Source organism: Rhizobium sp. GR12 (assembly GCF_036596185.1).
GTDB classification, from domain to species: domain Bacteria; phylum Pseudomonadota; class Alphaproteobacteria; order Rhizobiales; family Rhizobiaceae; genus Agrobacterium; species Agrobacterium nepotum.
Window position 1 is genome coordinate 189,552 of the sequence record NZ_JASXTH010000002.1, and the last position, 19,124, is coordinate 208,675.

Sequence of the window (19,124 nt, forward strand, 5' to 3'; positions counted from 1 at the left end):
CAGACGATGTAAGACGTTTGAAAGGCTTTTTCAAACAACAAATTGTCGGTTTGACAGGGAGTGCGCATAAAGTTTTCGTGCCTTGGCGCCGCCCCACGGCGATATCAATCGTCGCCATCGCCGCCGCCCGGCGCAAGCAGGCCCAACTCTTCCAGATCGAGCTGCGTGATCGGGTCTTCGTCCTCGCGCAATTCGTCGCTCATCATCGGCAAAGGCACGCCGAAATTGGACGGAATGCGGCCCGAAAGCAGGCCCGCACCCTTCAGCTCCTCAAGGCCCGGCAGATCCCGCAATTCCTCAAGGCCGAAATGATCGAGAAACTCAACCGTGGTGCCGATCGTCACCGGCCTGCCCGGCGTGCGCCTGCGGCCCCTGAAACGCACCCAGCCCGCTTCCATCAGCACGTCGAGCGTGCCGCGCGAGGTCTGCACGCCACGGATTTCCTCGATTTCGGCGCGTGTCACCGGTTGATGATAGGCGATAATCGCCAGGACTTCCAGCGCCGCGCGCGAGAGCTTCTTCGGCTCCTTTTCCTCCGAGCGAATAACGAAGGAGAGATCGCCCGCCGTGCGGAACGCCCATTGCCCGCCCACCTGCACGAGATTGACTCCCCGCTCGACATAGGCGGCTTTCAGGCCGTGCAGAATGGCGGTGACATCCATGCCGCGCGGCAGGCGCTCGGCAATGAAAGCCACCGAAACCGGTTCAGCCGAGGCGAAGACCAATGCCTCGGCAATCCGCTCGGCCTCTTTCAGCTGGCGCTCGGAAAATACCGTGGGTTCGGCCTCGGCCGCATCCGCCATGATGGTCGCCTCGCCGGTCTCGTCGTCATTTGTCATCATTGGTCCTTTCGGCATTCACCGCGCGATCGTCTCTTTCGCTCCTGCGCATATAGATGGGCTGGAAGGCGCCATCCTGCCGGATTTGCAACGATCCCTCGCGCACCAGCTCCAGCGAGGCGGCAAAGGCGCTGGCGATCGCCGTCACCCGCATGGCGGGGTCGGGCACATATTGCAGCAGATATTGATCGAGCACGGTCCATTCGCCGACATCGCCGAGCATGCTGTTCAGCAGTTCCCGCGCCTCCACCAGCGACCAGACCTGCCGTTTTTCAATCGTCACCTGGGTAATGGCCTGCCTTTGCCGCAGATTGGCATAGGCGCTCAGGAGATCGTAGAGGTTGGCCTCGTAAGCCGAGCGGTTGATATGCGGAATATGCTCCGGCGCACCACGGGCGAAAACATCGCGGCCAAGCTGGGCGCGGTTGACGAGCTTTTCAGCCGCCTCGCGCATCGCTTCCAGACGTTTCAGCCGGAAGGCCAGCGTCGCGGCCATTTCCTCGCCGGAGGGGCCGTCATCCTTCGCCTGCTGCGGAATGAGGAGTTTGGATTTGAGGAAGGCGAGCCAGGCCGCCATGACAAGATAATCGGCCGCAAGCTCGATGCGCACGCGGCGCACGCTTTCCACGAATTGCAGATATTGCTCGGCAAGGGCAAGCACCGAAATGCGGGACAGATCGACTTTCTGCGTGCGGGCAAGGTGCAGCAGAAGATCGAGCGGGCCTTCGAAACCCGCGACATCGATGACCAGCCCGGCCTCGCCCGTCAGCCGCTCCGGCGTCACATCCTGCCAGAGCTTGTCCATCGGCGTTGAATTGCGAGACTTGTCTGCGGCCATTGTTCCATCCGCCGGGCGTCCGGCCTGTCTTCCCGCGTGGGAGACCGCCGCCCGATCGTCAGGAAACGGCCCACATGGCGTTGAATTCGGCTCTCAGTTCAGCCTCGTCGGAGGCGTCAGTGGCGGGGAACCCCGCTTCCACGGCCCGCACCCGCTCCAGCGAACGGCCGGAAAGAACGGGAACCTCCTTCACGACCTCACGCATTTCACCCATCACGCCGTTGCAATGCAAGACTATATCGCAGCCACCAGCAACAATATTCGCGGCGCGTTCGCCGAGCGTGCCCTTCAGCGCATTCATCGAACTGTCGTCGGACATCAGCAATCCGTCAAAGCCGATCCGGCCGCGAATGATCTCCTCGATCACCTTCGGCGAGGTCGTCGCCGGCCGTTCCCGATCGACGGCGTTGAAGACCAGATGCGCGCTCATCGCCATCAATTCGCGGTTAAGCGCACGGAACGGCACGAAGTCATGGGCGTCCAACTCGTCGAGCGGCACATCGACAACAGGCAGTTCATGGTGCGAATCGACCATGCCGCGACCGTGACCGGGCATGTGTTTCATGACAGGCAGCATACCGCCCGCCTTGAGGCCATCGGCCGCCGCCTGCCCCATCTCGGCCACCATAATCGGCGAGTAGCCATAGGCACGGTTGCCGATGACATTGCTGGCGCCTTCCACCGGCACGTCGAGCACCGGCAGGCAATCGACATTGATGCCGAGCCTCATCAGGTCGAAGGCATGCAGGCGCGACATCAGCCAGGCTGCACGCAGGCCGTCCTCGCGGTCACGCTCGTAGATTTCGCCGAGAATGCGGGCATTCGGATAGGCCTGCAGGATCGGCGGCTTGATGCGCTGGACGCGCCCGCCTTCCTGATCGATCAGAACAGGGGCGTCGGGTCGCCCGATGGCGTCACGCATGGAAGCGACGAGATCGGTGATCTGCTGCGGCTCACCGATGTTGCGCCCGAAGAGAATGAAGCCCCACGGCTGTTCATCGCGGTAAAGGGCAATCTCGTCTGCGGTAAGCGTAAGCCCGCCGCATCCGAGGATCATAGCTTTGCAATCGGTCATGATGTCACGCTCGCAGGGAAAAGAGGCAATTAGGAGGAGGAACAAGCCGCTCGTTTCGAAGCAGCGGTGGAAGCTTGAACGTTTCCACCGTCATCCTCGGGCTTGACCCGAGGATCCATTCCGGCGGCTGCGGATCCTCGGGTCAAGCCCGAGGATGACGTAGAGTTTGCTGGAAGGTTCTCATACTTCAAGGGCTGCCTTGGGCGGCAGCCCCAATCTTTCTACGCCGGACCGGCCGCTATCAGCGCGCCACCAGGCAGCTACCGCCCGCAGAGCGGAACTTTTCGCAAAGCGCCACGGCTTCGTTCTTGTCACCCGCCGGAATGCGGACACGGTAGAAAGTGCCCTTGCCGGCGATTTCGGCGGCCTTGATGTCGACGCCGCGTCCACCGATGACGGAGCCGAACTTGGCCGACATGTTCTGGTAGGACTTCTGGGCCTCCGCCTGGCTCGGCAGCGACGCAATCTGGATGTAATAGCCACCGGCCGAAGGAGTGCTCGTCGCTGCCGGCGTTACGGCAGCTGTCTGCTGCTGCGCGGCAGGCGGTTGGGCCGGAGCGGTTGCGGCAGGGCGGACATTGCCCTGATTGGTGACCGTGGCGACCACATTGGCGGGCTGCGAGGACGGACGCGCCGAGGGAACCGGAGCGGACGATTGCGAAGCCGGTGTCGAAGCAGCCGCTGCAGGAGGCGGCGTCTGCGGCTGTGCGGCCTGCGCGGGTGCCGTAGGAACACGCGATGCGGCGATGACGGCGGGAGCGCCCTCACCCGGCTTGGCCGCCTGGGGTGCGGCAAGCTCAGCGACCTTGTCGGCCTTCGGCGGCTGGGCGGCCGGTGCGTCGACTTCCTGCGCAACCAGCGTGCCGTCAGGCTTGACGATCATGGTGCGGACCTTGCGCGGCGAAACGCCTGTCGCACCGGCACCTTCATTCTGCGCGGCCTTTTCTTCCGGCGAAAGCAGGCGCGGATCTTCGGTCTCGCCAACCGGCGTACCGCCGGCGGTTTCCATATCGGCGTCGTTTTCACCTTCCAGCGGCAATTGTTCGGGGATCAGCGTGCGCTGAACCACATCGACCGGCTTTTCGCTACTGGAGATCAGCGCCGGCTGCTTCGGATCGGCGGCGCTGCCACCGGCCACGCGGTCGTAAACCGCCTTGTCCTGATTTGGAACGACACGACCGCCCGGATTTTCCGGAACGACCTTCATCGGATCGTTATCGGCGGAAATGATGACTGGCGCGCCATTGGAACCCGTGCCGGAAGAACCACCTGATATCAGCGCGTAAACGCCACCACCGACAAGCACCAGACCGATTGCGGCGGCAACCGGCATGATCCAGCGGCGACCGCTGCGTTCATCCTCGTCGCGATAGGTCGCCTGATGATCGGCATAGGTGTTCTCGGCAGCGCGTACGTTGCCACGGGAGGCCGCGGCCTCCTGCATGGAGCGGCGGAAATCCTCCTCCAGCGCCCGCTCGAACTCATCGGCTTCTTCCGGGCTCTGGGCGGCACGCGCCTGCGGGGCACCCCGGTTTTCCGCATGTTTGTGACGGTCGAAACCGCCGGCGACCGCCGGGGCGAACAGCGTCGCAAGTTCAGTGTCGATATCGAGATCTTCTTCGTGACGGCGGGCAGCGGGCTTGGGTTCGAAAACCCCGACCGGCAATTCCGGCACATCCATCTCGATAATGGTTTCCGGATGTTCTTCCGTCTCGCCGATCTGCGAAGGATCGAAAGGCAGGCTTTCCAGCGTTTGCGGTACTTCCGGCTGCGGTGCTGCGACGGCCGGACGCGGCTGAACCGCAGCGGCGACCGCCGGAATGGCGGAAACGGCGGCCGGGCGCACCTGAGGCGCGGGTTGTTCCCTTACAGGCTGGGGTGCCGCAGCAGCAACGGCCGCCGGAGCGACGGGCTGCTGGCGAACGGGCTGCGGCGCAAAGGCGGGCGCAGGTGTCACTTCCGCTGCGGCGATCTCGGAAAGGTCCAGATCAAGATCGAGATCATCAAGCGCAAGCTCGAAATCATCGTCGTTGAAGCCCGCGAAATCGGTAAAGTCCGGCTCCTCGGCGGGCGGCGGCGTTACGACCGGCGCTGCCTTCACAGGGGCTGCGGCAACCGGCGTCGTGGCAACCACGGGCGGCTCCACTCTTGCGGCCTGCGCGATGGGCGCAGCCTCAACGACGGGTTCTTCGCCGCGTCCGGGAATGGAGTATTTCGCAACGCCGTAGATCAGCTCGTCCATCGGCGAAAGATCAGCCGCAGCCGGTTTTTCTTCGAAGGAAGGGGTGAAAGTCTCGGCTGCAACAGGCGCAAAGGTCGGCGCGGTCTCTTCCGCCTGAACGGTAACTGGCGCGAGATCCGGCTCGGCCTGCTGCTCGATGCCGGCTTCCGGCAGCGCTTCGGACCTCGGCTCGATCCGCTTCGGATCGCCAGGAGAAACATCGCGGCGCGCGCCGAAATTGGCAAGCGGCAGACGCAGGCTGGAAAACTCCAGCGAAGAACGGCCACCCTGCGAGGGCGGACGCACGGAAACCGGTGCGGGCGCTTGCTCGGCAACGGCGATCTCTACCTCGTCGGCAAGATCGAAAGCCTGCGGCTCAGTCGCATGAGCGTAATCTGAATGTGCGATATTGCTCGAAACATCGGCCGGAAGTTCCGGCATGGCGTGCCATTCGGGGGCTGCCGGCTCTACGGCCTGCGGTTCTTCCCAGGCGGCCTGCTGGTAAACCAGCGGCTCGGCAGGACGCGACTGGCGCGAATGCACATCGAAAACCTCGGCAACAGCACCGGCATCGTCACGGAAATCCGCGCGAATGTCCTGCCCCGACGTTTCGACGTAATTGTGGATATAGGCGTGGTCGATCTCTGGAAGCAGCTCTTCCCGCACCTCTAGCGCAGGCGTCGGCTCCGGTGCGTACTGCGTCTCAACCGCAGGCTCGGCTACAGGAGAAAGCTCAGGCTCGCGGCGGGCGAAGACCGATTCGACGCGCTGCATGAAATCGCTGGGATGGATGCCGGCACGGACATCGTTTGCCGGATCAAGAACGACCGGGTCTGCGTGCGGCGCATCGTAAACCTCGAACTCCCGAAGCAGCTCGTCTTCGAGATTGAATTCCGGTTCGCGGCGGGCCGCCGGTGAAGCGGCGTGTGGCGCAACTTCGGAACCCGCATGCGAAGGACGATCTTCAAAGCCGACGATACGCGCCAGCTCTGCCAGAGGATCGTTGTCAGCGAAGCCTTCAGACCGGGCATCCCGGTTATACGCGACATTTTTTTCGACCATTACGTGTTCCACCATCTACGCATTGCAGCTCTTGCCAGCGTATTGTGAGCAAATAATGGTGATATGTTATCGCATCTCGTCAGGCGCGTCCGCTCCTAAAAGCGTAAGGCCGGACTTCAAAACATTCGCGACAGCATTCACCAGCCCAAGTCTGGCAATGCTCAATTCTCGGTTTTTATCGTTAATAAAACGTAATTCCGGTTGGTCTTTACCCTTATTCCAGTGTCCATGGAAGGAACTTGCCAGATCGTAGAGGTAAAAAGCAAGCCTGTGCGGCTCGTGCGAAAGGGCTGCGGATTCGATCAGGCGCGGATATTCGGCGAGCTTTGCAACCAGCTGCAACTCGTTGATATCGCTAATCAAAGCAACGGAAGACGACATGTCGTCCTCAGACAGGACAAGCCCCGGAAACGCCTCCTGCGCCTGCCGGAAGATCGACATGCAACGGGCATGCGCATATTGCACGTAAAAGACCGGATTATCTTTCGATTGTTCGGTCACTTTCGCGAAATCGAAGTCCAGCGGCTCGGAATTCTTCCGATAGAGCATCATGAATCGCACCGGATCGCGACCGACTTCGTCCACAACATCGCGCAGCGTAACGAAATCGCCTGATCGTTTCGACATCTTCACCGGCTCGCCATCGCGGTAAAGCTTCACGAGCTGGCACAGAAGCACCGTCAGCTTCGACTTGCCTTCCGAGACTGCGCGCGCGACCGCTTCCAGCCGCTTCACGTAACCGCCATGGTCGGCGCCGAGCACATAGATCATCTCGGAGAAACCACGATCGAACTTGTGCTTGAAATAGGCGACGTCGGCGGCGAAATAGGTGTAGGAACCGTCCGACTTCATCAGCGCGCGGTCCATATCGTCGCCCACCTCGGTGGAACGGAACAGCGTCTGTTCGCGGTCTTCCCAGTCTTCCGGCAATTCGCCCTTCGGCGGCGGCAGGGTGCCCTTGTAGACATGGCCCTTGAAGGTCAGATCGTTGATGGCCGAGAGGATGGGACCGCCATTGCCATCATGCAGCGTGCGCTCCGAGAAGAACACGTCGTGCTTGACGTTGAGCGTCTCCAGATCCTCACGGATCATTACCATCATCGCGGCGATCGCCTTGTCCTTGACGATCGGCAGCCACTTTTCCTCGGGCATGGCGCGCAGCTTGATGCCGTATTCATCCGCCAGCGCCTGGCCGACCGGAACGAGATAGTCGCCGGGGTAGAAGCCCGACGGAATGGCGCCGATATCCTCGCCAAGCGCTTCGCGGTAACGCAGGAAGACCGAGCGCGCGAGCACATCGATCTGCGAACCGGCATCGTTGATGTAATATTCCTTGGTCACGCCATAACCGGCAAAAGCGAGCACATTCGCCAGCGTGTCACCCACGACAGCGCCACGGCAATGGCCGACATGCATCGGGCCGGTGGGATTGGCGGAAACATATTCGACGTTGATCTTCTGGCCCGCGCCGATCTTGGAGCGGCCGAAATCGATGCCCTGCCCGATCATGTCGGCAAGAAGACGCTGCCAGTAACCGACCGAAACCTTGAGGTTGATGAAGCCGGGACCGGCGACATTGACGCTGTCGACATCGCCATCGGCCTGAAGGGCTGGCACGATGAGTTCGGCCAGCGCCCGGGGATTGGTGCCGAGCGGCTTGGCCAGCACCATCGCAGCATTGGTCGCGACATCGCCATGGCTGAGATCACGCGGGGATTCGACGGTAATTCGACTGAAATCGACCTTTTCTCGGTTCTCTTTCACGAGATCGAGGGTCTCGATCGCGTTTTTGATCCTGGTATCGAAATCGGCAAAAATGTTCATCGTTCCAACCTGCGCGAAGGGCTTCTGTTCATGTCCGGCCGTCATAACCGGGTCGGCTCCGCGATCGCCCGCTGCCCTATCGCAAATCGGGAGTGCGGTCAAACAGCCGCTGGTGGGCGCGCAGTGCATAACTGTCGGTCATACCAGCCAGATAATCGCCCACATGCCGGGCTTTTGCGGCCACGCTCATGCCGGAAATGCTGTCCACCCAATAGTGGCTCTGCATCTCCGCCGGCACGTCCATATAGCGGTGGAAAAGATCGGTGACGATCTGCGTGGCGCCGGCGCGAATACGCATGATGTCGGGGTGCCGGTAGATATGGCCGAACAGGAGTTTCTTGATTTGCCGGTCGGTTTCCGCCATTTCCGGCGAGAAGGTCGCGACGGTGAAATCGGCGGCGCGGATATCAGCCGCACTTTTCGGCTTCAGCCGGGAAAGATTGTGCTGTGCGACACCGATCACATCCTCAACCATGTGGGTGATCTGGCGGCGCATGATCTCGTGGGCGAAACGGTCCTTGTCGAGCGTGGGATATTTCGCCCGCACCTCTGCCATCAACTTGCTCAGGAACGGCACTTCCTCCAGCATCTCGAAGGTCAGGTAACCGGCGCGCAGGCCGTCATCTATATCGTGGGTATTATAGGCGATGTCGTCGGCGATTGCCGCCATCTGCGCCTCAAGGCTGGCATAGCTGCCGATTTCCAGATCCTGCAACTCGCAATATTCGAGAATGGGCAGCGGAACCGGCCCCTTCACGCCCTCACCCTTCGCATCCACCAACGGGCCATTGTGCTTGACCAGCCCCTCCAGCGTCTCCCATGTCAGGTTGATGCCGTCATATTCGGCATAGCGGCGCTCCAGCTTGGTGACGATCCGCAATGACTGCGCATTGTGATCGAAGCCGCCATAGGGCAACAGCACCGCATCCAGCGCATCCTCGCCCGTATGCCCGAACGGCGTATGGCCGAAATCATGCACCAGCGCCACGCCCTCGGCCAGATCCTCGTCGAGTTTCAGCGCACGCGCCAGCGCCCGGGCGATCTGCGCCACCTCGATCGTGTGGGTAAGCCGGGTGCGATAATGGTCGCCATCCGGGCTGATGAAAACCTGCGTCTTGTGTTTCAGGCGGCGAAAGGCCGTGGTGTGGACGATGCGGTCACGGTCGCGCTGGAATTCCGAGCGCGTCAGGCTCCCCTCCTCGGCAAAAAGACGCCCGCACGTGGTCCATGGATCCGAGGCGAAAACCGCCCTCTCGCCACTTCCGAAACCCAATGCGCGCTGGTCTATAATCATGCATCCACCTGTACTGTTCTCTGGCCGGGACTTCCTTTGGCCCGAAGTCCATGGTCTTTGACCATTGACCTTTTCATCCACCCTTCATACCTATCGCAAAGGTCGGCGCAAAGCATGATCGCGGCAAAGGCCGTTGCCGACATCGCTATAGACCGTTTATTTGACTGGTTTATAATGGTGGCGACAAATCTATTGCTCTCCGGTTCTTGACCCCGGCACGAGGAACGACATGGAAAACAACGACATTACACTTTCGGAATCAGCAGCGAAGCGAATCGCCCAGATCGTGGCGGCCGATGCGGGCAAGCAGGCGCTCCGCGTTTCAGTGGAAGGCGGCGGCTGCTCGGGCTTCTCCTACAAGTTCGATCTGGCGGAAGACCCAGCCGATGACGACATCGTGATTGCACGGGGCGACGCCAAGGTGCTGATCGACAGCATGTCGGTCGTCTATATGGCCGGCTCCGAAATCGACTTCGTCGACAATCTGCTCGGCCAGTCCTTCCAGATCAAGAACCCGAATGCGGTCGCGAGCTGTGGCTGCGGCACCAGCTTCTCTATTTGATGGTGATATCAAGCGCCAAGCTTGAGATCATTCACGCCTTTCTCTCCGCCCTCATTCCTGTGCTCGTCACAGGAATGAGGGTTTGGGGACGCTGCGGTGCATCCATAGCTGTTGATCTACCCTGCCCCGGCTTCTTTCCACCACATCCTCACCATCCGTTTCCAAAAACGGTGGCAATCGCATTTGCATCGGGTAAAAGTACCCCCACAAAAGGGAAACTCCGATGAAGATTGCCACCTGGAACATCAACGGCGTCAAGGCGCGTATCGAGAACCTCTGCCAGTGGCTGAAGGATTCATCGCCCGATATCGTCTGCCTTCAGGAAATCAAATCGGTTGACGAAGGTTTCCCCCGCCTTGAGCTTGAAGCGCTCGGTTATCACGTCGAGACCCACGGCCAGAAGGGTTTCAACGGCGTCGCCCTTCTCTCGAAGATGAAGCCCGACGAGATCAATCGTGGCCTGCCGGGCGACGATGCCGATGAACAGGCGCGTTTCATCGAGGGCGTATTTTCCGTCGATGGCGGTGTGATCCGGGTCTGCTCGCTTTACCTGCCGAACGGCAATCCGCCCGACGATCCGGTCAAATATCCCTACAAGCTCGCATGGATGGAACGGCTGCGCCGCTTTGCCGAAGACCGCCTCGCGCTGGAAGAGCCGCTCATTCTGGCGGGTGACTACAACGTCATTCCCGAACCCTTCGATTGTCACGACCCACGCGTGTGGGAAGGCGACGCTTTGTTCCTGCCACAGACGCGCACGGCGTTCCGCAAGCTTGAACATCTGGGCTTTACCGATGCCGCCCGCGCGACGACGGATGAGGCAGGACTTTATTCCTTCTGGGACTATCAGGCCGGCGCCTGGCCGAAGAACAATGGAATCCGCATCGACCACCTGATGCTGTCGGCGGAGGCGGCCGACAGGCTGCAATCCGTCAGTATCGAAAAACATGTCCGGGCATGGGAAAAACCGTCAGATCACGTTCCGGTCTGCGGTTATTTCGATTTCACGCCGGTCGGTTGAGCGGCTCTCGCGAGGCGACAGAATTCGCCTCGGTCACAACGGATATTATCTTCAATCCGGATCGTCGATCCGCATGTTCTGCGCCATCGCGATTGCCGCGCGGCGGTCGTTTTCACCCGTGAGCGAAAAAGCCTGTTCCTGAAGGCTCTGGATCCAGGTGCAGTCCACCGCCGTACATTTGTCCATCGCGGCCGTCATGAAAGCCAGTCCCTGCTGCGTCTGGCCTTCCTGGAAAAGCAGATTGCCGAAAATCGACATGGCGCCGGCATGGCCGTGCTTGCGCGCCTGATTGAGCCACTTCTTGGCCTGCTGCACATCCGCCCGGCCGCCCTCGCCCGCCAGGATCATTTCCGCCAGCCGGAACTGCGCTTCGGCCACGCCAAAGGTAGAAGCCACCTGAAAATAAAGCTGTCGAGCCTGCGAAAGGTCCATTTTCACCGGACTGCCGGGAATGCCGTGACGGTAATAATCGGCAAGGGATAAAAGTGCGTTGACGAAAAAGCCGGTGTCCTCGGAACCCGGCTCGACGCCCTGACTGGCAATTTCGCTGTAGATCTTGAAGGCTTCGAAATCGTTTTTGGCAACGCCGTCGCCAAAGGCATACATGTTGGCAAGCGCCCAGCGCGAGCCGGTGTGGCCCTTTTCGGCCGCATAGCGATAGGCCTCGACGGCTTCGTCCTTGTTGCCGTTCTTGTAGGCCTTGAAGCCGAACTTGAACAGATCGAACGGACCGGATTCCTTGGTAACGCCTGCATTGATGTCAAAAGCCAGCACCGGCATTGCGAGCGACGCAAGCAACAGGCTCATGAAGAGCGGCTTTAGAACATGTGCTTCACATTTCAGCATTTCGGCGAACTTCTCTCACTCTTCCCGGCTACAGCCAATACTTGCGGAATATCTACTCCGCCGGGTCGCGATTTTTCGAACACACTGCGTCTTTCCGACAGCACTTTCCAGCGCACTACCGGTGGTCTCTTAACGGTCATTGCCGAAGTTTTTCGGTGAAACAGATATAGGCATAATTTCCGGCAATATAACGGCGTTTCACCGTCTGCCAGCCAGTGTCAAACAAGAAACCCGGATCAAATTCCCGTATTACTTGCTTAAACCCTGAATCCAAACCCGTTTTCACTTTCTGCAATTCCCCAGGTCCACATCAAACGCCTGCATGTTCTTCCATCCCCGCGTCCATAAACATAAGCCAAGCACTTTGTTTGTGGCGGGAAATGGACAGATCTGCCCACATTCCAACGCGGCCTCACGCTTGCAGAAAAGTGTTGCCAAATCGTCACAAAACATCCGGGCCAGAAAATTTTATCGAGCAGGAATCATAGTCGGGAATGAAAAGAAAGGCCCGGTTGGTAAACCGGGCCTTTCTTTTCATGAATGCAGGGAATGGTGTCAGAACTTGACCTTGACCCCTGTGGAGATCGCAGCCACGACATCGCTGCCGAAACTATAGCCCGCCTCGTCGCCGCAGGTTGCCGGACTGCTGGGGCTGCAACGGCCGCCGCTGATCGCGGATTCACCCGAGGTGAGCAGGCCGAGAGCGCCGGCGATCTTGAACTCGAGGTTCGGAGTGGGCGAATAGACGACCTGAGTGCCAATCATCCACGTATCGGTCTGCGTGCCGATCACCGTCGATGTACCGCGATCCCAGGTCAGGCTGACGGCACCGCTCCACTGATCGTTGAACTTGTGGCCGATACCGCCGGTAACCGTCCAGCCGTCACGATAATAAAGATCGAGCGAAGTAAGCGAGGTTACGCCCGCAACACAGGACGAGACACCGACCTGGCAGAAAGGCACAACCTGAATCTGGCTCCAGTCCGTCCATTTCACGGAACCGAAGGCAAGCCAGTTCGGTGCGATACCGGATTGCACTTTAAGCTCCAGGCTATCAGGCATGGAAACCGAGCCGTAGACAGGCGTTACCTTGCCGCCGTAAGCGACGAGCGCCGGGCTGCCGGCCGCTGGAAGGCTTCTGAGGTCAACCGTACCGTTGAGATCGTGATCGACGGCACTATTATAGACGAGGCTCGTGCGGAAAGCGATTTCCGGGATCTCATAAGCGACACCCGCACGCCATCCCCAGCCGTCACCTTCCATGTCAAGCTTGCCGACACCGGAATAGAGAGAGGGATAAGCGGGGCCGAGCGCCGTCGGGGAAACCACCTGACGGTATTTGTAACCGCTGAGTTCCTGATAGAAACCGCCGCCGATGATCGAGAAATCGCCCTTACCGAGATCGAACTTCACACGGCAGGTGGTGGCGTAATTGTGCGACTTGACTTTGGTTTCGATATTGTAGCTCGAACCCTGCCAGATGCCGGGATTGAGATCCGCTCCCCAGGGCTGCGAATAATCGAACATGCAGTCGCCGAAATCGCCGATCGCGGCCTTGGCGCCGACGCGTGTCGACCAGTAGTTTTCCGAGTCGTCCGCGGTGGTCGACCAGGACGACGGCAACGGGCCGCCGCTTTTCACCGGATTGTCACGCGCATTATCAACCTTGCGCTGTGGCGCAACGAATGTAGCGGAACTGTCGAGAACATAATCGGACGGATCGAACAGCAGGTCGATATTGTAACCGCCGCGCTCAAGGCCGCCCGCCAGTGAAGGCGTGACTGCCGCGATGCTGACTGCGAAACATACCGCGCCGCGAAAAAATACAGTTTTTGCCATCTATCTCCCCAATCAAGGCAATGTGATCGTTGATAGAGTGAAACGCTAAAGGGGAAATGACAATGTGTCGCAGCTTGGCGCGATCACCCCCAAACGGCCATTTTTTTACGTAAGTTTTTTATGCGTCCGCTCTTATATAATCATTTTAGGCTATTTTTCTAAACCCACCGAAAAACTTGCCGCAAAACGAAACAAATTCCCTATTTTGTCGAGAAATGTCGCCAAATAACCACAGTTGGAGGTTTCTCGAACAAACCCGGTTATCAGGCCGTTTTCATTGGTCTTTTCCCGCTTTTCCGGGTTATTTCGGCCAAAACCGGGATGAAATAATCGCACTGTCGTGCGTGAGCGATTCGCCGTTGCAGCGCAGCAATAAAACGAAAAAGAAACCTGACAAAACGCAAAAACGCCCCGCTTTTTGCGGGGCGTTCCGGTCTCGAATGGAACCGGGATATTATCCCGCTTCGCTGACCCGCTGCATGGCCGTTCTCAGGCTTGTCAGCTGAACCTCAAGTTCCACCTTGCGCTCGCGCTCGGCGGCCACAACCTCTGGATCGGCATTGGCCACGAACTTTTCGTTCGACAGCTTCTTGTCGATGCGCTCCATCTCCGCATCCACCTTGCCGATCGCCTTTTCGAGACGGGCCTTTTCGGCAGCCAGATCGATGAGGTTGCCAAGCGGCAGGCAGACGGTCGCCTCACCGAGGATGATCTGCGCAGAACCCTTCGGCGCAACATCGGCGGCGCGGATTTCGTCGGCCCGCGCCAGGCGCCGAATGGCGGCGGCATGGCGGTCGAGCCGCGCTTCGGTGGAGGTGTTGGCGCCGACGACCACCAGCGAGGCGATGGCGCCCGGAGGCACGTTCATCTCCGCGCGCGTAGAGCGGATGCCGGAGACCAGATCGATCAGCCAGTTGATTTCCGCAGCCGCGGCATCGTCGCGGAATTCCGGCGTCGGCCAGTCGGTATGGCAAAGCAGATCGCCACGCTCCTCGCCCTCGCCGGCCGTGTGCGCCCACAGCTCTTCCGTCATGAACGGCATGAAGGGATGCAGGAGCTTGTAGATCTCGTCCAGAACATAGGCCGCGCAAGCCTGCGATTCCTTCTTGGCCGCCTCGTCGTCGCCGCTGAAGACGGGCTTGAGCAGCTCCAGATACCAGTCGCAGAACTGGTTCCAGACAAAACGGTAGAGGATGCCGGACGCATCGTTGAAACGGAAGTTCTCAAGAGCCGCCGTCACGTCGCGTGCGGTATCGGCAAGCTCGGTCAGGATCCAGCGGTTGATCGTCAGCGAAGCGGTTTCGGCCAGGAAATGCGGATCGCGCTTCACACCGTTCATTTCGGCAAAACGCGTCGCGTTCCAGAGCTTCGTGCCGAAGTTGCGATAACCGGCGATGCGTGCCGGATCGAGCTTCACGTCACGGCCCTGCGCCGCCATGATGGCGAGCGTGAAACGCAGCGCATCCGCGCCGTATTCGTCGATCAACTCCAGCGGATCGATGACGTTGCCCTTGGACTTCGACATCTTCTGGCCGTTCTTGTCGCGAACCAGAGCGTGGATGTAGACCGTGCTGAACGGCTCGACCGGATTGCCGGCGTCGTCCTTCATGAAATGCAGACCCATCTGCATCATCCGTACGACCCAGAACGGGATAATGTCGAAACCGGTGACAAGGACGTTGGTCGGATAATAACGCGCCAGTTCCGGCGTCTTTTCCGGCCAGCCCAGCGTCGAGAACGGCCAGAGCGCCGACGAGAACCAGGTATCGAGAACGTCTTCGTCACGCGTCAGGATTTCACCCGGCTTGAAGTTTTCAAGCTTCTCCTCGACCCAGGCCTTCCACGGGCCTTCATGGGCAATATAGTGCTGGATGGCGGCCTGAAGCGCCTCTTCCTCGGTCTTTTCAACGAAGACCTGCCCATCCGGGCCGTACCATGCCGGAATCTGGTGTCCCCACCACAATTGCCGCGAGATACACCAGGGCTGGATGTTCTCCATCCACTGAAAGTAAGTGTTTTCCCAGTTCTTCGGCACGAAATTGGTGCGGCCTTCACGAACCGAGGCAATGGCCGGCTGCGCCAGCGTCTTATTGTCCACCCACCACTGATCGGTCAGGCGCGGCTCGATCGGCACGCCGCCACGGTCGCCATGCGGCACCACATGCTTGTGCGGCTCGATCTTGTCGAGCAGGCCGGCTTCCTCGAAGATTTCGACGATGACCTTGCGGGCGAAGAAGCGATCCTGTCCTTCCAGACGATCCCATGCGCCGTGCAGCGCCGCCGGATGGTTGAGGCCTTCGAGGAAATCCTCGTTCTCCTTGATGGAGATCGTGCCATCGATATTCATGACGTTGATGGCGCGCAGGCCGCAACGCTTGCCGACTTCGAAATCGTTGAAGTCGTGCGCGGGCGTGATCTTCACCGCACCCGTTCCGGCGGTCGGATCGGCATAGTCATCGGCAACGATCGGGATCTTGCGGCCAACGATCGGCAGGATGACGTGCTTGCCGATGATGCCCTTGTAGCGCTCGTCTTCCGGGTTCACCGCAACGCCGGTATCACCGAGCATGGTTTCGGGCCGCGTGGTGGCGACGACGATGTAATCGCGCGTTTCGAACTCGGTGGGCTTGCCCTCCTCGTCGAAAGCGACCGGGTACTGATAGGTCACGCCCTTTTCCAGCGGATAGCGGAAGTGCCAAAGGTTGCCCTTCATTTCCAGCTGTTCGACTTCCATGTCGGAAATCGCGGTCTGAAGCTTCGGGTCCCAGTTGACGAGGCGCTTGTCCTTGTAGATCAGGTTCTGCTTGTAGAGGGTAACGAAGACCTCGAGAACGGCCTCGGACAGCCCCTCATCCATGGTGAAGCGTTCACGCGACCAGTCGCAGGACGCGCCGAGCCGTTTCAGCTGGTTGAAGATCAAACCGCCGGATTCGGCCTTCCATTCCCAGACCTTCTCCACGAAAGCCTCGCGGCCCATCTCGCGGCGGCCCGGAAGCTGGCCTTCCATCAGCTTTCGCTCGACGACCATCTGCGTGGCGATGCCGGCATGGTCCATGCCAGGCTGCCACAGCACGTCCTTGCCGCGCATGCGCTCGAAGCGGACCAATATGTCCTGCAGCGTGTTGTTGAGCGCGTGGCCCATGTGCAGTGAACCCGTCACATTCGGCGGCGGGATGACGATGGTGAAGCTTTCCGCGCCCGGCTTGGCGTTGGCGCCGGCACGAAAAGCGTTCGCCTCGTCCCAGGCTTTGGCGATCTTCGGTTCGACGGATGCGGAATCGTAGGTCTTCTCGAGCATTTCCTGACCTGAATTTTAGAGTTCTTGTGTGGATTTTTTTAAATAAGGATGGATGGTCGAGAGTCAACAGAAACCGACCCCCAAGCGACCTATTGAGAGGTCCCATCAGCGACTATGACCCGATAACGCCTTCATCTTCAACAAAAAAGCCGCCCCGGTGCCGGAGCGGCCTTCGTTTCATCGCAGCCGGCGTTGCCTCAGCGGCGCGAGCCGCGCGCCACGCGTTCGATTTCCTCGCGCACGAGACGCTCCACCAGTGTCGGCAGATTGTCTTCCAGCCAGTCCTGCAACATCGGCCGCAGCATCTCGGCGGCGATATCCTCGACAGAGCGCCGCTCGACACCGTCGAAGACTTCTGCAAGCTCGCTGAAGGAACGGGCGATCTGCGCACCGGCGGCGGCAGAAATAAGATTGAGCGACAGGCCGCCTTCATCCGCAGGCTCGGCCAGATCGAATGTCGGCATCTCGACGGCCGGCTCCTGCACCGCCATTTCGAAGCGCTCCTCGGCGACCGGCGTTTCGATGGCGCCACGCAGCGAAAACTGATCGAAGCGGCTATCCGCGAAGGACGCGCTTTCAACGGCGACAGCAGCCGCGCGGTCCTCGGCGACGAAAGGCGCCGGTTGTTCGCCAGCACTTGCGGCAACCGCCGCCAGCAGCGGCCGCACATCCGTCGGACGCTGCGGTGTGGTGCGTTCGGCCTGCGGCACTGTCCGTTCGGCCTGCGGCGCATGCGACGCCTGGGATACGGAGGAAACGGACGAGGCCTGCGCCGGCTCGGTCACGCCCCGGTGCGCCTGCGCGGCGAAAGCCTGCGGCCCCATGGCGGCATTGCGATCGGCGGCGGCGCGCACGCGCGCGGCGACGTCGGCCAGCGACATGCTTCTGTCGGCGGAGCCGTCCTGTTGTTCAGACATCGGCCTTTCGGAAGCCGGCGAAAAATCATGCGCCGGCCGTGCGCCGAAAGCCTGGTTTGCGGCGGGGGGAACGCGCGCCGGCGGGCTGATGGCCTCCGTCACGAAGGCCGTTTCGCTCGCGGCATCGTCTTCATCGTCGTAGACCGGCGGCAATTGCCCGGAAAACGCACCGGCAGGCCCGGGCTCGTTGCTTTCGATAATCCGGCGTATGGACGCCAAAATCTCTTCCATGGACGGTTCACGCGCTACGCTTGGCTGAGCCATATCAATCCCCGGTTTCCACTCTTCAGAGCGCCGTGCATCCATACGGACGCACAAGGGACACTCCAACATTTTCAAATCTGCGCATCGTTCCTGTTGAAAACCGATTCCGTTTCCCCGGCCGATGCTTTGAAACATGTCCGATCAAAACCGCCAGGCGTTTTTGTCGTTCCTGTTCCAGGGTCAAACGAGGCAGAAATACGCACACCCCGAATCACCCTTAGTCTATGGCAGCATAGTCCGGAACTAAATCACTGATTCGACAAGTTTCGCCGTGATGCACAGCTTTGTGAGCGAGGCCTCTTTGGGGCAAGCGGCTGGCAAAGCACGTCTCCGGCAGACCACCCGCAAAAACAAACGCCGGGGCGGAAAATCCACCCCGGCGTCAAAAACATGATGATCGCTTTTAAGGGATCAGAAAACGAATTCGGCCGCCTTGGCAAAACCGGGCAAAGGCTTGATCGAGGCGTTGAAAGAGGTGGCGGCCGATGTGCTGTTGCCGTCGCGGCGATAGACGGTGGCCTTTGCGGCATTACCGTATCCGACGACAACGACCAGACGTCCGCCGTCCCGCAGCTGATCGGTCAGCGCCGCCGGCACTTCTTCGGCCGAACCGTTGACGAAAATGAGGTCATAGGGCGCTTCACCCGCATAACCCTTTTCGAGATCGCCGGTAACGACGGCGACATTGTCATATCCAAGCGAAGCCAGCGTCTCGGTCGCCTCAGCCGCCAGCGTCTCGTCGCATTCGAGAGAAACCACCGAACCGGCGAGCTGGGAAAGGATGGCCGCCGTATAACCGGCGCCACCGCCGACTTCCAGCACCACGTCTTCCTTGGTCACGACCGCAAGCTGCAAGAGCTTCGCCAGCGGCGAGGCCTTCATGACATAACGGGCCGGACGGCCGTCCCGGGCGGGACAGATCTGCAGATCCTCGTCCACATAGGCAATCTGCCGCACACCGGCCGGCACGAAAGCTTCGCGCGGCACGCTCAAAAACGCCTTCAGCACCGAATGCGACGTCACGTCGGTCGTGCGCAACTGGCTGTCGACCATATTGGCGCGTGCGGTTTCGAAATCCATCATATCGTTATCGCCTCAATTTCGCGGATGCCGGTCGGGAAGCCTCGGCTCCAAAAGCTCAAAACGGCGCGGGTTTCCCCCAGCCTTTAGACAATCTCATAATTGCCCAAGCCTGCGCTTTCAAGCGTGGTGAACGGGAAGTGC

At 60.1% G+C, this 19,124-nt stretch carries 13 protein-coding genes; 2 read left to right on the forward strand and 11 right to left on the reverse strand.

Annotated features, from left to right (window positions below; translation table 11 throughout):
- Positions 1–104 precede the first annotated feature (104 nt).
- The 6 genes from scpB to QSK43_RS03870 all read right to left on the reverse strand — a co-directional run bounded on the left by scpB (position 105) and on the right by QSK43_RS03870 (position 9,153).
- Positions 105–839: an SMC-Scp complex subunit ScpB gene (scpB, locus tag QSK43_RS03845; protein ID WP_332302378.1), complete on the reverse strand. Its 735-nt coding sequence runs from the start codon at positions 837–839 to the stop codon at positions 105–107.
- Complete coding sequence (locus QSK43_RS03850; RefSeq protein WP_332302379.1) at positions 829–1,677, reverse strand: segregation and condensation protein A; 849 nt, start codon at positions 1,675–1,677, stop codon at positions 829–831. The genes scpB and QSK43_RS03850 overlap by 11 nt, the downstream gene beginning before the upstream one ends.
- A 58-nt stretch (positions 1,678–1,735) precedes the next feature.
- A complete protein-coding gene (gene nagZ / locus QSK43_RS03855; RefSeq protein ID WP_332302380.1) occupies positions 1,736–2,752 on the reverse strand; it encodes a beta-N-acetylhexosaminidase in 1,017 nt (338 codons plus the stop codon).
- Positions 2,753–2,993: 241 nt separating this feature from the next.
- Positions 2,994–6,035, reverse strand: coding sequence for an SPOR domain-containing protein (locus QSK43_RS03860; protein ID WP_332302381.1), 3,042 nt, complete (start codon positions 6,033–6,035; stop codon positions 2,994–2,996).
- Between the two features lie 66 nt (positions 6,036–6,101).
- A complete protein-coding gene (argS, locus tag QSK43_RS03865; RefSeq protein WP_332302626.1) occupies positions 6,102–7,859 on the reverse strand; it encodes an arginine--tRNA ligase in 1,758 nt (585 codons plus the stop codon).
- Positions 7,860–7,935: 76 nt separating this feature from the next.
- Positions 7,936–9,153, reverse strand: a complete 1,218-nt coding sequence (locus QSK43_RS03870; RefSeq protein WP_332302382.1) for a deoxyguanosinetriphosphate triphosphohydrolase — start codon at positions 9,151–9,153, stop codon at positions 7,936–7,938.
- A 229-nt stretch (positions 9,154–9,382) separates the two neighbouring features.
- On the opposite strand from QSK43_RS03870, the gene erpA reads away from it, so the two are divergent.
- Both erpA and xth read left to right on the forward strand, forming a co-directional pair.
- Entirely contained in the window at positions 9,383–9,715 is a 333-nt protein-coding gene (gene erpA / locus QSK43_RS03875; protein ID WP_045022544.1) for an iron-sulfur cluster insertion protein ErpA, read from the forward strand.
- A gap of 223 nt (positions 9,716–9,938) precedes the next feature.
- Positions 9,939–10,736 (forward strand): exodeoxyribonuclease III, encoded by a 798-nt coding sequence (gene xth, locus QSK43_RS03880; RefSeq protein WP_332302383.1) that lies wholly within the window; start codon positions 9,939–9,941, stop codon positions 10,734–10,736.
- A gap of 51 nt (positions 10,737–10,787) precedes the next feature.
- On the opposite strand, the gene exoR is transcribed toward xth, so the two are convergent.
- The 5 genes from exoR to QSK43_RS03905 all read right to left on the reverse strand — a co-directional run bounded on the left by exoR (position 10,788) and on the right by QSK43_RS03905 (position 18,983).
- Positions 10,788–11,582 (reverse strand): exopolysaccharide production regulator ExoR, encoded by a 795-nt coding sequence (gene exoR, locus QSK43_RS03885; RefSeq protein ID WP_045022548.1) that lies wholly within the window; start codon positions 11,580–11,582, stop codon positions 10,788–10,790.
- A gap of 555 nt (positions 11,583–12,137) precedes the next feature.
- Positions 12,138–13,421, reverse strand: a complete 1,284-nt coding sequence (locus QSK43_RS03890; RefSeq protein WP_332302384.1) for an OmpP1/FadL family transporter — start codon at positions 13,419–13,421, stop codon at positions 12,138–12,140.
- 454 nt (positions 13,422–13,875) lie between these two features.
- Positions 13,876–16,719: a valine--tRNA ligase gene (locus QSK43_RS03895; protein WP_332302385.1), complete on the reverse strand. Its 2,844-nt coding sequence runs from the start codon at positions 16,717–16,719 to the stop codon at positions 13,876–13,878.
- Positions 16,720–16,916: 197 nt separating this feature from the next.
- A complete protein-coding gene (gene popZ / locus QSK43_RS03900) occupies positions 16,917–17,900 on the reverse strand; it encodes a cell division protein PopZ (RefSeq protein ID WP_332302386.1) in 984 nt (327 codons plus the stop codon).
- 411 nt (positions 17,901–18,311) lie between these two features.
- Positions 18,312–18,983: a protein-L-isoaspartate O-methyltransferase family protein gene (locus QSK43_RS03905; protein WP_332302387.1), complete on the reverse strand. Its 672-nt coding sequence runs from the start codon at positions 18,981–18,983 to the stop codon at positions 18,312–18,314.
- Between the last annotated feature and the right edge of the window lie 141 nt (positions 18,984–19,124).